This window comes from Burkholderia pyrrocinia (assembly GCF_018417535.1).
Classification (GTDB): Bacteria; Pseudomonadota; Gammaproteobacteria; order Burkholderiales; family Burkholderiaceae; genus Burkholderia; species Burkholderia pyrrocinia_E.
Map to the genome: position 1 here is coordinate 1,115,539 of NZ_CP070978.1, position 14,386 is coordinate 1,129,924.

Annotated in this window: 12 protein-coding genes; 3 read left to right on the forward strand and 9 right to left on the reverse strand. The window is 66.9% G+C overall.

The features are described from left to right. Window positions 1–14: 14 nt before the first annotated feature. Complete coding sequence (locus JYG32_RS23105) at window positions 15–2,207, reverse strand: hypothetical protein (RefSeq protein ID WP_213267452.1); 2,193 nt, start codon at window positions 2,205–2,207, stop codon at window positions 15–17. A gap of 496 nt (window positions 2,208–2,703) precedes the next feature. Between JYG32_RS23105 and JYG32_RS23110 the strand changes: the two genes are divergently transcribed. From JYG32_RS23110 to JYG32_RS23120, 3 genes are read left to right on the forward strand one after another with little or no spacing between them, the layout of a single operon-like run. Further along, the gene (locus JYG32_RS23110; protein WP_213267108.1) at window positions 2,704–3,768 is read left to right on the forward strand and encodes an acyltransferase family protein; all 1,065 of its coding nucleotides are present in this window, start codon (window positions 2,704–2,706) and stop codon (window positions 3,766–3,768) included. Between the two features lie 31 nt (window positions 3,769–3,799). Next, entirely contained in the window at window positions 3,800–4,846 is a 1,047-nt protein-coding gene (gene gmd / locus JYG32_RS23115; RefSeq protein ID WP_213267109.1) for a GDP-mannose 4,6-dehydratase, read from the forward strand. Then, window positions 4,833–5,795, forward strand: coding sequence for an NAD-dependent epimerase/dehydratase family protein (locus JYG32_RS23120; protein WP_213267110.1), 963 nt, complete (start codon window positions 4,833–4,835; stop codon window positions 5,793–5,795). The genes gmd and JYG32_RS23120 overlap by 14 nt, the downstream gene beginning before the upstream one ends. 136 nt (window positions 5,796–5,931) lie before the next feature. Here the strand turns inward: JYG32_RS23120 and JYG32_RS23125 are convergent, their stop codons facing one another. The 8 genes from JYG32_RS23125 to JYG32_RS23160 all read right to left on the reverse strand — a co-directional run bounded on the left by JYG32_RS23125 (window position 5,932) and on the right by JYG32_RS23160 (window position 14,378). Continuing rightward, a complete protein-coding gene (locus JYG32_RS23125; RefSeq protein ID WP_213267111.1) occupies window positions 5,932–7,122 on the reverse strand; it encodes an O-succinylhomoserine sulfhydrylase in 1,191 nt (396 codons plus the stop codon). A gap of 242 nt (window positions 7,123–7,364) precedes the next feature. Further along, window positions 7,365–8,897, reverse strand: a complete 1,533-nt coding sequence (purF, locus tag JYG32_RS23130; protein ID WP_174378763.1) for an amidophosphoribosyltransferase — start codon at window positions 8,895–8,897, stop codon at window positions 7,365–7,367. A gap of 51 nt (window positions 8,898–8,948) precedes the next feature. Next, window positions 8,949–9,443: a CvpA family protein gene (locus tag JYG32_RS23135; protein ID WP_027782633.1), complete on the reverse strand. Its 495-nt coding sequence runs from the start codon at window positions 9,441–9,443 to the stop codon at window positions 8,949–8,951. A gap of 6 nt (window positions 9,444–9,449) precedes the next feature. Next, window positions 9,450–10,286 (reverse strand): SPOR domain-containing protein, encoded by an 837-nt coding sequence (locus JYG32_RS23140; RefSeq protein WP_213267112.1) that lies wholly within the window; start codon window positions 10,284–10,286, stop codon window positions 9,450–9,452. A 29-nt stretch (window positions 10,287–10,315) separates the two neighbouring features. Beyond that, complete coding sequence (folC, locus tag JYG32_RS23145) at window positions 10,316–11,626, reverse strand: bifunctional tetrahydrofolate synthase/dihydrofolate synthase (protein ID WP_213267113.1); 1,311 nt, start codon at window positions 11,624–11,626, stop codon at window positions 10,316–10,318. A gap of 100 nt (window positions 11,627–11,726) precedes the next feature. Further along, the gene (accD, locus tag JYG32_RS23150; protein WP_006761962.1) at window positions 11,727–12,599 is read right to left on the reverse strand and encodes an acetyl-CoA carboxylase, carboxyltransferase subunit beta; all 873 of its coding nucleotides are present in this window, start codon (window positions 12,597–12,599) and stop codon (window positions 11,727–11,729) included. A gap of 65 nt (window positions 12,600–12,664) precedes the next feature. After that, window positions 12,665–13,480, reverse strand: coding sequence for a tryptophan synthase subunit alpha (gene trpA / locus JYG32_RS23155; RefSeq protein WP_174378766.1), 816 nt, complete (start codon window positions 13,478–13,480; stop codon window positions 12,665–12,667). Between the two features lie 46 nt (window positions 13,481–13,526). After that, on the reverse strand, window positions 13,527–14,378 hold the full coding sequence (locus tag JYG32_RS23160; protein WP_174378767.1) for a DNA-methyltransferase: 852 nt from the start codon (window positions 14,376–14,378) through the stop codon (window positions 13,527–13,529). Window positions 14,379–14,386 lie beyond the last annotated feature (8 nt).

A 14,386-nucleotide genomic window follows, 5' to 3' on the forward strand; every position in this document is an offset into this window, starting at 1 on the left:
CGGCGCGCCGCCCGTCACGGTTTCCAGCGATACATCAGCACCTTGCCGCGCGCGTCTTCCTCGACGAACACGAGGTATTCGCCGTTCTCGCGCCGGAACGCGCTGATGCCGAACGGCACGTCGACCCAGCCGGATGCCTTGCCGACCTCGGTGCCCGGGCTCATCACGCCCACTTCCTTGCCGGTGTCCTTGTCGTACACGTGGATCTTGCCGACCGGCTCCACGGTGAAGATGTAGCGGCCCTCGACCGTGATCCCGATCAGGTCCAGGATCGGCTTCGCGTCGAGCTGCCACGGCAGCGCGACCGTGTAGCGCACGACGGGCGAGCCGGTCGACCACTTGTCGAAGCGCACCAGCACGCGGCCGACTTCCTTGTTGATGCCCGGCTGAGGCGGCGCGTCGGCTGTGTAGCCGGTCACGTACAGCGTGTCCGTCTGCGCGTCGTAGATCGAGCGGCGCAGTTGCGTGAACGGCTGCGGCATCGGGTAGGTCGTGACCTTGTCGTACGAGTAGATCGGGTTGCCGGCCTTGTCGACGCCGCCGTAGCGGAACCGGTGGATGCCGCGCACGTCGCTCGTGCGCCAGATGTCGCCCTTCGTGTCGACCCACCAGCCCCAGCCGCCGGCCTTGGCCTTGCCAGTCGTGTTGATCTCGAACTCGTCGGCGTCGAGCCGGCCGTTGCCGTTCGCGTCGCGCCATAGCCAGTCGCCGCCGGGCGCCTTGTTCGGCACCTTGTCGACCGGCCGCGCGCGGCCTGCGATCAGGGCCGACGGAATCGCCACCTCGCCGTCGCGCTTCGCATCGAAGCGGTAGATCTTCAGGTGATCGGCGTACATGTCGGTCAGGTACAGGAACGTCCGGCCGTCGACGCGACGCGCGATCGGCATGCCCGGCCACTGGTCCGTGTGGAACACGGGGTCGTCCGGATACTTGAAGCGGTTCGACAGGAAGCCGACGTATTTCCAGTCCTGCCCCGGCGGCTTCGACAGGTCGAGCTCGAAGCGCTTGTTGCCCGTGTACACGCTGTTCGGCCGCGCGGGGTCGAGCCACGCGCCGTCGACGAACAGCAGCCCCTGCACCTGCCAGCGCGGCTTGCCGTCCGGCGTGTAGCTTTCGAGCACCGCGCCGAGCCCCGCGCCGATCGTGTCGTGGCGCGGCCCGATGCCGTTCATCGACACATACACGTTGCCCGCGCGATCGACGCCGACGCCCGTCAGCCCGTTGAAGCGCTGCGGCCCCGGCCGCCCCGGCACGGGGCCGGCGAAGATGCCGCCGCGCTCGCCGAGCGTGCCGGATTGCGCATAACCCTTGCCGCCTTTCGAAAAGATCAGGATCTGCTGGCGCGGCCCGTTGTCCGCGACGAGCACGCGCCCTTTCGCGTCGACCGCCACGTCCACCGCGTCGGTGCCTTCCGGCAGCGCGGGCGCGTCGTCCAGCTTGCGGCCGTCCGCCCGCACGTGCACGAGGTGCGCGGGGCCGTTGAGCGTGTCCGTGAGCAGCCACAGCGTGCCGTCGCCCGCGAGCGCGATGCGGCCCGGTTCGTGCGCGCTCCACGTGCCCTTCTGCTGCATCGTCTCGGCGTCGAATACATTCACCACGTCGTGCGACGGATTCGTCGCGAACAGCGTCTTGTCGTCGGCCGCGAGGCCGCCCACTTCCGCCTTCACCTCGCCCACTTCCGAGCGCGCGGGGGCCGGCACCTCGTTGATCATCATGAAGCTTGCAGCCATGCGCGCGCGGCCGGCATCGGCGCGGCCGCCCGGCGCGACCTGCGGCGCCGCGCGAAACGGCGCGGGCTGCTTCATGTCGCCGATCGTGCGCCGCGAGATGCCGAACCACTGCTTGCCCTTGTCCGGCCAGATGCCGGCCGACTGCAGGTGGCCGCGTTCGTTGCCGACACCGATCGCGACATACGCGTACTTGCTGTTTACGGCGATCGCGTTGCCGCCGAGATTGCCCCAGCCGTGCGTGCCGCCGGCGAAGCCGAGCATCTTCCCGTCCTGGTAGACGCTCGCCTCGGCACCGCTTTCGTCCCAAGGCGCATTCGTATACACCTTGCCTTCAGGCGTCACCGCGATCGCGCGGATGTCGATCTGCGTCCAGCTTCCGTCGCCATAGCCGAACGTGTTGCCGATCCACGACGTCGTCGCGGGCAACACCGTCTCGGCCGACGCGGCGCTCGTCAGCAGCGTCGCGCATACCGTCATGCCTACCAGAATCAGACGTCGCAATGCGCTTCTCCAGACTCGATGCAAAAGCGACCGGCGCCGTCGCGGACTGCCGCCGGCGCACCCTGTCGCTAAATAAATGGGTTTCAAACGTCGCGATGCAGGTTACAAGCAAAAATAATCACAAGAAATTTGGAAATATTTGGGGATGTTTCCGCGTGAAATATCGAACCGGAACAGGCAGGAAATAGCGTACAAAAACGGCAACAACGACCGCCTTTCATGCACCGCCCTGTAGAAAATGCCGTTCCGCACCGCCTGTCGCGGCTGTCCGGGCGCCAACCTTTCATCTCACGGCCGAAATAATCGGCGTTTGAATGTTTGTCGTCGGATATATGGCGCGCGTTTTTTTGCCGATTTCTTTTCCCTAGAATCGGTTTCGATTCGATATTTCATTTAATGGCATGCATTACGTTCACGCATCGGATGTGCGACACGCCGCGGCCCCCGCCGCGCGTCGCGAAGGAGCGGCGCGATGACGGGCATCTCGCGCCCCGCCGACCTGGCCACGCCGCAACACGGCCGCATCGTGCAGCTCGACGGGCTGCGCGCGATCGCGGTCGGCGCCGTGTTCCTGCAGCACGCGCTGAAGGCGCCGCTCTGGATGGGCGTCGACCTGTTCTTCGTGCTGAGCGGCCTGCTGATCACCGGCATCCTGCTCGAGCGCAAGGCGCGCGGACAGTCGTACTTCAGCCACTTCTACGCGCGCCGCGTGCGCCGCATCCTGCCGCCGTACGTGCTGCTGCTGGTGGTGTCGACGCTCCTGTTCGGCGCGAGCTGGCTACCGCACTGGCCGTGGTTCGCGTTCTTCTCGACCAATATCGGGCTGTCGCTCGGCAGCATCGGGCATGACAGCCTGAACGTGCTGTGGTCGCTCGCGGTCGAGGAGCAGTTCTATATCTTCTGGCCGTTTGTCGTGCTGTGGTGCTCGGAGCGCGCGCTGCTGTGGGTCGCCGCCGCGCTGATCGTTGCCGCGCCGGTGCTGCGCGCGATCGCGACGCCGTGGTTCGACTCGTTCTGGCCGATCTACTACCTGACGCCGTTCCGGATGGACCTGCTCGCCGCGGGCGCGCTGCTCGCGATCGTGCTGCGCCGCGACCGGCGCGCGCTGGAGCCGTTCTACCCGCTCGCGATCGTCGGCGCGCTCGTGTCGCTCGCGATCCTCGGCTGGCTGCACCTGTCGTTCCCGCGCTTTCGCGCCGCGAACACGCCGCTGTCGAATGCCGCGCTCTACAGCATCTCGCTGCTGCTGTGCACGTCGATCGTCGTGATCGCGCTGCGCGGCCGCGGCATCGTGCAGCGCGTGCTGACGAACCCGATGCTCGTCTACGTGGGCACCGTCAGCTACACCGTGTACCTGATCCACCTGAGCGTTCTGTATGCGCTCTGGCCGTTGCACCTGAACCGCTTCGTCACGGCCGCGCTCGCGCTTGCGATCACGCTCACGTACGCGACCCTGAGCTGGTACGGCTTCGAACGGCGCCTGACGCGCGGCCCCGCACGCCGCTCGCTGCCGGCTGCCGCAAGCACGACCGCCTGAATTTCCCTTTCGCTTCTACCAGGACAACGCCATGAGCCAGACTCGTAAAAAGGCCATCATTACCGGGATCTCGGGGCAAGACGGCGCCTACCTGACCAAACTGCTGCTCGACAAGGGCTACGAGGTCACGGGCACCTATCGCCGCACCAGTTCGGTGAATTTCTGGCGCATCGCCGAGCTCGGCGTCGACACGCACCCGAACCTCACGCTCGTCGAACACGACCTGACCGACGCCGGCTCGAGCCTGCGCCTGCTCGAACGCACGCAGCCCGACGAGCTGTACAACCTGGCCGCGCAGAGCTTCGTCGGCGTGTCGTTCGACCAGCCGACGACGACCGCCGAAGTGACGGGCCTCGGCCCGTTGAACCTGCTCGAGGCGATCCGCGTCGTGAGCCCGAAGACGCGCTTCTACCAGGCGTCGACATCCGAGATGTTCGGCAAGGTGCAGGCGATTCCGCAGACCGAAACGACCGCGTTCTATCCGCGCAGCCCGTACGGCGTCGCGAAGCTGTACGCGCACTGGATGACCGTGAACTACCGCGAGTCGTACGGCCTGTTCGGCAGCAGCGGCATCCTGTTCAACCACGAATCGCCGCTGCGCGGCCGCGAGTTCGTCACGCGCAAGATCACCGACACCATTGCGAAGATCAAGCTCGGCAAGGCGACCCGCCTCGAGCTCGGCAACCTCGACGCCAAGCGCGACTGGGGCTTTGCGCTCGAATATGTCGAAGGGATGTGGCGCATGCTGCAGGCCGACGAGCCCGACACCTACGTGCTCGCGACCAACCGCACCGAAACCGTGCGCGACTTCGTGCAGATGGCGTTCGCGGCTGCCGGCTACCAGATCGAATGGACCGGCAAGGGCGAGCAGGAACGCGGCGTCGACGCGTCGAACGGCAACGTGCTCGTCGAAGTGAACCCGAAGTTCTACCGCCCCGCCGAGGTCGACCTGCTGATCGGCTGCGCGGACAAGGCTAAAGCCAAGCTCGGCTGGGTGCCGGAGACGACGCTCGAACAACTTTGCCAGATGATGGTCGAAGCGGATTTGACGCGGAACCAGCACCATGACACGTTCTGAAGCCGGACGCCCGTCGCGCCGTGCGTTCGTCACGGGCCTGACGGGCTTCACGGGCCGCTACATGGCCGAACGCCTGCAGGCGGCCGGCCATGAGGTCTGGGGCACGATCGCGCCCGGCGCGCCGCGGCCCGACGATCCGGCCTTCGCGCACTGCACGCTGCTGCCCGTCGACCTGCTCGACGCGGACGCGGTGCGCGCGGCGGCCGCCGATGCGCGACCCGATGCGGTCGTGCATCTCGCCGCGCGTGCGCACGTCGCGCAGGACGAGCCGTCGCAGACCTACGCAGTCAATATCGTCGGCACGCGCAACCTGCTGGCCGCGCTCGCGGGCCTCGACCAACGTCCGTCGGCCGTGCTGCTCGCGAGCAGCGCGAACATCTACGGCAATTCGACGGCCGGCGTGCTCGACGAGACCGTCGCGCCGGCCCCCGCGAACGACTACTCGGTCAGCAAGCTCGCGATGGAATACGCGGCGAAGCTGTGGGCCGACCGGCTGCCGATCGTGATCGCGCGGCCGTTCAACTACACGGGCGTCGGCCAGGGCGAAGCGTATCTGCTGCCGAAGCTCGCCGCGCACTACGCGCGCAACGAACCGCGCATCTCGCTCGGCAATCTCGACGTGAGCCGCGATTTCTCCGACGTGCGCGACGTGACGGCCGCGTATCTGAAGCTGATCGAAGCCGCGCCGGCCGGCGAGACGTTCAACGTCTGCTCGGAGCACGCGTATTCGCTGAAGGAAGTGCTGGTGATGCTGTCGCGCATCGCCGGTTACGTGATCGACGTGACGGTCGATCCGCGGTTCGTGCGGCACAACGAGGTGAAGAGCCTGAGCGGGTCGCGCGACAAGCTGCGGCGCGCGGTGGGCGAGCTGCCCGTCACGCCGCTCGACGAAACGCTGCGGTGGATGGTGGAGGCGATGCGCGCCGCGCCGCGCGGGCACGCCGGCTGAATCACGCGGCGCATGCGCGAACGCGATGCGCCGGACGGAACGGTTTCATGCGAAAAAACAACGGGCCGCCAGCTTTGCAGGCGGCCCGTTGTCGTCGATGCGTTGATGCGTCGATGCGGCGCAAGCACCGCGTCGCTCAGCCCTCGAGGCCGCGCGCGAGATCGTTACGCAGGTCGCCCGCGTTCTCGAGGCCGACCGACAAGCGGATCAGCCCTTCGGTGATCCCCGCCGCCGCACGTGCTTCCGGCGTGATGCGACCGTGCGTCGTCGTCGCCGGATGCGTGATCGTCGTACGCGTATCGCCGAGGTTGCCGGTGATCGAGATCAGCTTCGTGCTGTCGATCACGCGCCATGCGTTCGCGCGCTGCTGCTCGGGCGTGTCGCCCTTCAGCTCGAACGACAGGATCGCGCCGCCCGCCTTCTGCTGACGCTTCGCGAGTTCGTACTGCGGGTGCGACTCGAGGCCCGGATGGAACACGCGTGCGACCGCCGGATGCGAATCGAGCCAGCGCGCGATTTCCAGCGCATTCGCCGATTGCTTCTCGACGCGCAGCGACAGCGTCTCCATCCCCTTCAGCAGCACCCACGCGTTGAAAGCCGACAGCGTCGGGCCCGCGCTGCGCACGAACGGGAACACCTTGCCCATGATGAATTCCTTCGACCCGACCAGCGCGCCGCCGAGCACGCGGCCCTGCCCGTCGAGGAATTTCGTGGCCGAGTGCATCACGACGTCCGCACCCAGCTTCAGCGGCTGCTGCAGCACCGGGCTGCAGAAACAGTTGTCGACGACGAACAGCGCGTTGGCCTGCTTCGCGATCTTGCCGATCGCTTCGATGTCGGCGAGTTCGGTCAGCGGGTTCGACGGCGTCTCGAGGAAGAACATCTTCGTTTCGGGCCGCACGGCTTCCCGCCATGCGTTCAGGTCGGTCGGGTCGACGAAGGTCGTCGTGATCCCGAACTTGCTGAAGATCTGCGAGAACATCCCGAGCGTCGAGCCGAACAGGCTGCGCGAGCTGACGAGGTGGTCGCCCGCCTGCAGCGCGGACATCACGACCGACATGATCGCGGCCATCCCCGACGCGGTCGCGATGCACGCCTCGCCGCCCTCGAGCGCCGCGAGACGCTCCTGGAACATGGTGACGGTCGGGTTCGTGAAGCGCGAATAGGTGAAGTAGTCTTCCGAATTCGCGAAGCGCTCGGCCGCGTCGGCCGCGCTCTGGAAGCAGAAGCTCGACGTGAGGAACAACGCTTCCGAGTGCTCGTTGAAGTCGCTGCGCAGCGTGCCCGCGCGCACGGCAAGCGTGTCGAAGTTGAGGGAGTCGTCCATGTTCCGTTTTCCGTATTCGATGGCCGCGCGTGTCGCGCAGGCCAAGTCAAAACCAAGCCAAAACAAAAAGCCCGCTATGCGTCGGCATCAGCGGGCTTCGGTGCGGTACGACAGCGATCGACTCGGGCCGACTGCCGCCGGCCTTCGCTTTAGCTGTTTTGGGAAGTCGCCCCGCGTCCGCAAGCTGAATCAAATCGACGCAAGGCCACATCCTATCACGCTTCGTCAAAAGCGTGCGGGTGTCACTCGACCGACAGTTGCAGGTTCATCTGCGAGCGTTCGGTGTCGCCGGCCGTATCGCGATCGGCCTGCGACGCCGGCGTGAGGCGCGCGCGCTCGATCCTGTCGAGATACTCGGGCGTCACGTCGCCGGTGATGTAGTTGCCGTCGAAGCACGACGCCTCGAAGCCCTCGAGCTTCGGGTTGATGTCGCGCACCGCGCGGCGCAGGTCGTCGACGTCCTGGTAGATCAGGTGGTCGGCACCGATGATCTTCGCGACTTCGTCGTCGGTGCGGCCGTGCGCGACGAGCTCGCCGCGCGTCGGCATGTCGATGCCGTACACGTTCGGGAACTTCACGGGCGGCGCCGCCGACGCGAAGATCACCGACTTCGCGCCCGCATCGCGCGCCATCTGCACGATTTCATGCGAGGTCGTGCCGCGCACGATCGAGTCGTCGACGATCAGCACGTTCTTGTCCTTGAACTCGATGCTCATCGCGTTGAGCTTCTGGCGCACCGACTTCTTGCGCACGGCCTGCCCCGGCATGATGAACGTACGGCCGACGTAGCGGTTCTTGAAGAAACCTTCGCGATACTCGACGCCGAGCTTCGCGGCGACCTGCATCGCGGCCGGTCGCGACGAATCGGGAATCGGCATCACGACGTCGATCGGCACGTTCGGCAGCTCGCGCCTGATCTTCTCGGCGAGATAGTCGCCCATGCGCAGGCGCACGTTGTAGACGGGCACGCCGTCGAGGCACGAATCCGGACGCGCGAGGTACACGTATTCGAACATGCACGGGTTCAGCGTCGGCTGCTCCGCGCACTGCTGGCTGTGGAAGTTGCCGGCCGGGTCGATGAAGATCGCCTCACCCGGCTGCACGTCGCGCACGAATTCGAAGCCGATGCCTTCGACCGCGACCGACTCCGACGCGACCATCCACTCGGTGCCGTGCTCGGTCTCGAGCTTGCCGAGGCACAGCGGGCGGATGCCGAACGGATCGCGGAACGCGAGCAGGCCGTAGCCGGCGATCAGCGACACGATCGCATACGAGCCCTGCAGGCGGCGATGGACGCCCGAGACCGCCTTGAACACCGAAGCCGGATCGAGTTCGAGATCGGTCGTCGACAGTTGCAGTTCGTGCGCGAACACGTTGAGCAGCACTTCGCTGTCGGAATTGGTGTTGATGTGCCGGCGATCGATCCGGAACATCTCGTCCTTCAGTTGCTGCCAGTTCGTCAGGTTGCCGTTGTGCGCGAGGATGATCCCGAACGGCGCGTTCACGTAGAACGGCTGCGCCTCGGCTTCGCTCGACGCCGAACCGGCCGTCGGGTAGCGCACCTGGCCGATGCCGTAGGTGCCGGGCAGGCTGCGCATGTTGCGCGTGCGGAACACGTCGCGCACCATGCCGTTCGCCTTGTACATGTGGAAATTGCTGCCGTCCGCCGTCGCGATGCCCGCTGCGTCCTGACCGCGATGCTGCAGCAGCAGCAGGCTGTCATAGATCAGCTGGTTGACCGGGGATTGGGAGATAACACCTACGATGCCGCACATGGCATGTCCTTCAAGATGACAAAATCGGTTCCGTCCTGCCCGGCCGCGTCGTCACACGCGTACGTACTGGGCCATGCCGTCGGGCAGGAGCTGCTTCAGCTCGTGCACGCCCTGTTCGGCAAAAGGACGCAATAGCGCATTGCGCCAGAAATCCTGTTTGGGCAGTTCGGTCAGCCCGGCCGCCGCGACCAGCAGCACCACCAGCACGCAGCCGCGGACGAGCCCGAACATCATGCCCAGCGAGCGGTCGACGCCGCCCAGGCCGCTCGCCTGCGCGATCCGCGACAGCAGCGCGTTCGCGACGCCGGCGACCAGCACGACGCCGATCACGAGCAACGCGAAGGCGATCACCCACTGCGTCAGCGCACCGCCCGGCCAGTTCGCCGGGATGTACGGCACGACCAGCCCGACGTAGCGGCCCGCGATCACGATCGCCGCGATCCAGCCGATCAGCCCGAAAATCTCCGACACGAAGCCGCGCCACGCACCGCGCAGCGCCGACAACACGATCACCGCCAATACAGCGTAGTCGAAAGCCGTCAGCATCGTGCGTTACTGCGTCAGACCGGCGTCGCGTACCTTCGCGATCGCGGCGGAAGCCGCCGCGCGATCCGCGAACGGGCCGGCCCGCAACAGTGTAGCCGTGCTGCCGTCCGCCTGCTTGCGATGCTCGACATATGCGGGCACACCCGCCGATTTCAACTTGGTGGCCCACGAACGGGCCGTCGCGTCATCCTTGAACGACCCGAGCTGCACCGCGAAGCGCGCGCCGGCCGGCGACGCCGGCGACGATGCGTCGCCGCTGTCCGGGCTCGCGGCGTCGGCGTTCGCGACGGCCGCGGGCGCCGGCTTCGGTGCGGCCGGTTTCGCCACGGGGGCGGCCGGCTTCGCAGCGGGCTTCGGCGGCGTCACGCTCGCCGTGGTCGTCGTATCGGGTTTCGCGGCCGGCTTGGCGACATCCTTCGGCGCAGGCGCCGGGACCGCCGCGACGGCGGTGTCGGATGCCGGCGGCTCGTCGTGCGCGACGCCCGCCTGCACGTCGGACGCGTCGTCGTCACGCGGCGCGACCGCCTGGTGCGCGGGCCGGTTCGGGATGTCGATCGCGATGTCGTCCGTCACCGGCTTCGGGTGCGAATCGAGCACCATCGGCAACACGATCACGGCGGCCACGACGAGCGCGATCGCGCCGACGAGGCGACGGCGCGCGCGTTGCTTTTCTGGAAGGGTCGGATCGAGGAGCAGCGCGTCCGATTCCGGACGCTCGGTGCGGCGCGAGCGTCGCTCGACGCGTTCAGTGCGCTCCGTGCGCACGTTCCGGGAGGCCCCGGTGCGACCGCCGCGCCGCGTGGGCGCGTCGTCGTCTTTTTTGCCGAACGAGAAAATTCCCATGAATGGCTGAGTCCGAAACTGCCCGTCAGTCAGTGTTGCTGCGATTTACGGTAGGCCAGCACGCCGGCAACCGTATGGAAACTGCCGAAAACCACGATTCTATCATTCTCGGATGCTCTTTTTAGTGCATCGCGAAACGCTTCGGCGGGCGACGCGTAACGCGTCACGCTCGAATCGGGCCCCTCCTCCACGCCAGCCTTGCGCAGCGCGGCTTCGAGCTGCTCCGCGGAGGCCGCGCGCGGCAGCGGCAGGTCGGTCACGCACCAGTGGTCGATCTCGCCCTTCAGGTGCCGCAGCACGCCGTCGATGTCCTTGTCGTGCATCGCACCGAACACCGCATACGTGTACGGGAAGAAGCCCATGTTGCCGAGATTCTGCTCGAGCACGGCCGCCGCATGCGGGTTGTGCGCGACGTCGAGCACGATCGCCGGCTTGCCGGGCAGCACCTGGAAGCGCCCCGGCAGCTCGACGTTCGCGAGCCCGAGCCGGATGTCCTGCGCGGACACCGGCAGCAGCGGGCGCAGCGCCTCGAGCGCGGCGAGCGCGGCCGACGCATTGATCAGCTGATTCGCGCCGCGCAGCGCCGGATACGCGAGCGCCGGATAGCGCTTCGCGCGGCCGAGGTAGCTCCACTGCTGGCGTTCCGCGCCCGCCTGCGCCTCGTAGCGGAAATCGCGGCCGACGAGCCACAGGTCGGCGCCGATCGCTTCGGCGTGGTCGACGAGCGTCTGCGGCGCGGCCGGATCGCCGCAGATCGCCGGCTTGCCCGCGCGGAAGATCCCGGCCTTCTCGAACGCGATCTTCTCGCGCGTGTCGCCAAGGTATTCGGTGTGGTCGATGTCGATGCTCGTGACGATCGCGCAATCGGTATCGATGATGTTGACCGCATCGAGCCGGCCGCCGAGGCCGACTTCGAGGATCACCGCATCGAGCCCGCGCGACGCGAACAGATGCAGGATCGCGAGCGTCGTGAATTCGAAGTACGTGAGCGACACGGGCTCGGGCAGGGACTTGCGCGCGGCTTCGACGGCCTCGAAGTGCGGCAGCAGTTCGTCATCGGTGACGTTCTGCCCGTTCACACGCGCGCGCTCGTTGAATTCGAGCAGGTGCGGCGACGTGTGGCAGCCGACCTTGTAGCCCGCGCGCACGAGGATCGTCTCGAGGAACGCGCAGGTCGAGCCCTTGCCGTTCGTGCCGCCGACGGTGATGACGGGGCACGCGAATTCGAGCTGCAGCGCCGCCTTGACCTGCCCGATGCGGGTCAGGCCCATGTCGATGCCGACCGGGTGCGCGCGTTCGAGATGCGAAAGCCACGCGTCGAGAGTGGGAAAAGTGCTCATCGGATCAAATCTGGATCGGTACCGCCACTACGCCAAAAAACGAAGCGCGCCGCCTGACGCTGAAGCCAGGCGACGCGCAGGGTTCACCACCTCGCGCCGGTCAGGCCAGCGCGTCGGCCGGCTGGCGCTGCAGCAGCGCGAGCAGTTGCGCGATCTCGTCGCGCATCTTGCGGCGGTCGACGATCATGTCGATCGCGCCCGTCGTCAGCAGGAATTCGGCGCGCTGGAAGCCTTCCGGCAGCTTCTCGCGGACCGTCTGCTCGATCACGCGCGGGCCGGCGAAGCCGATCAGCGCCTTCGGCTCGGCGATCACGACGTCGCCGAGGAACGCAAAGCTTGCCGACACGCCACCCATCGTCGGGTCGGTCAGCACCGAAATGAACGGCAGCTTCGCTTCGGCGAGCTTGGTCAGCATCGCGGTGGTTTTCGCCATCTGCATCAGCGACAGCAGGCTTTCCTGCATCCGCGCGCCGCCCGACGCCGTGAAGCAGATGAACGGCACCTGCTGCTCCAGCGCGTTCTGCGCGCCGCGCGCGAAGCGCTCGCCGACGACCGAGCCCATCGAGCCGCCCATGAACGAGAACTCGAAGCACGCCGCGACAACCGGCAGCGTGTGGATCGCGCCGCCCATCACGACCATCGCGTCGGTTTCGCCCGTCTCGTCCATCGCTTCCTTCAGACGATCGGGATACTTGCGGCTGTCCTTGAACTTCAGCGAGTCGACCGGCACGATTTCCTGGCCGATCTCGTAGCGGCCTTCCGGATCGAGCAGCCCGTCGAGACGCTCGCGCGCGCCGATGCGCATGTGGTGATCGCACTTCGGGCACACGTGCAGGTTCGCGTCCACGTCGTTGCGATACAGCACGGCCTCGCAGGACGGGCACTTGACCCACAGGCCTTCCGGAATGCCCTTGCGGCTTTTCGGGTCGGTCTGCTTGATCTTCGGCGGCAACAGTTTGTCGAGCCAGCTCATCGTATGGTTTCCTGTTCCGTGGCGGGCCGGGCCGCGTGGCCCGTTCCCGCCTTCCTGTGTTGTGTTTATCGCGCCGTCTTGCCCGCGCCGTCCAGCGCGGCGCGCAGCTCGGCGATGAACGCCTTCAGCGCGGCCGCGGCGCCTTCCGGTGCGGCGCTTTCGAGCAGCTGCACGAGGCGGCTGCCGATCACGACGGCGTCCGACACCTCGGCCACCGCGCGCGCCGTTTCAGCGTCGCGGATGCCGAAGCCGACGCCCACCGGAACCGGCACACGCGACTTGATGGCCGGGATTTTACCCGCAATGCTCGAAACATCCAGATTTCCCGCGCCGGTCACCCCCTTGAGCGACACGTAATACACGTAGCCGCTCGCGATCTTGCCGACGTCGGCGATGCGTTCGTCGGTCGACGTGGGCGCGAGCAGGAAGATCGGATCGATCTGCGCGGCGCGCATCTTTTCAGCGAATACGCCCGCCTCTTCCGGCGGATAGTCGACGACCAGCACGCCGTCGACACCGGCCGCATGCGCCGCGGCCGCGAACGCGTCGACGCCCATCCGCTCGATCGGGTTCGCATAACCCATCAGCACGACGGGGGTTTTGGGGTCGGTTTCGCGGAAGCGCTTCACGTCGGCGAGCACGCTCTTCAGCGTGACGCCGCGCGCGAGCGCGCGTTCCGACGAGCGCTGGATCACGGGGCCGTCGGCCATCGGGTCCGAGAACGGCACGCCGAGTTCGATCACGTCCGCGCCGCCTTCGGCGAGCGCGTGCATGAATTCGACGGTCTTCGCGGGATCGGGGTCGCCGGCCGTGATGAACGGGATCAGGCCCTTTCGGCCTTGTTCGGCGAGCGCGGCAAAGGTCTGCTGGATACGGGACATGGCAATTTTCCTCGATGCATTGCGTTCGGCGATGCGGCGGCGCGATTCACGCGCATGCCGGCGCGGCGAGCGCGCTCACGCGCTCGTGCGCGATCGCACAATAACTTTCGTTGATCTCGTAGCCGACGAAGTCGCGCCCCTGCCGTGCGCAGGCCACCGCGGTCGTGCCGCTGCCCATGAACGGATCGAGCACGCGGCCGCCCGGCGGGCAGCTTGCGAGCACCATCCGCTCGATGATTTCCAGCGGCTTCTGGGTCGGATGATCGACGCGCTCCGCGTGCTGCCGGTGCAGGCGCGAGACCGACCAGACGTCCTTCGGGTTGTAGCCCATCTCCAGCCACTTGCTGCCTTCGAACAGCTTGCGCGAGCGGGCCTTCTTCGTGTCGGCGTCGTACGGGATGCGGACCGGATCGAGATCGAAGTAATACGCCTTGGAAACCGCGAAAAAGCCGATGTTGTCGTGCACCGATGTGAAACGGCGCGTCGTGCCGCCCATGCTCGGCACGCGCCGGTCCCAGATGATCTCGTTGACCATCGTGAGCTGCGTCTTCAGGAAACTGAAGATTTCCGGCGCGTACTGCCATGTGCAGAAGATGTACATCGACCCGCTCGGCTTGAGCTTCGGAATCGCGAGCTCGAGCCACTCGCGCGTCCACGCGAGAAACACGTCGCCCGAACGCTTGTCCGAGTCGTTGCCGTAGTCCTTGCCGAGCCCGTACGGCGGATCGGCGACGATCAGGTCGATCGACGCATCCGGCAGGTGCGCGGCATCGGTCAGGAAATCGCGGTTATGCAGTTCGATACCGGACGGCAGCGCGCGCGGCACGACGGCGGCAGGCTGAACCGCCTCCGCCTCGCTCGCGGCACCGCCGCCCGGCTCTTCGATCAGGTCACGCATCGGTCGGG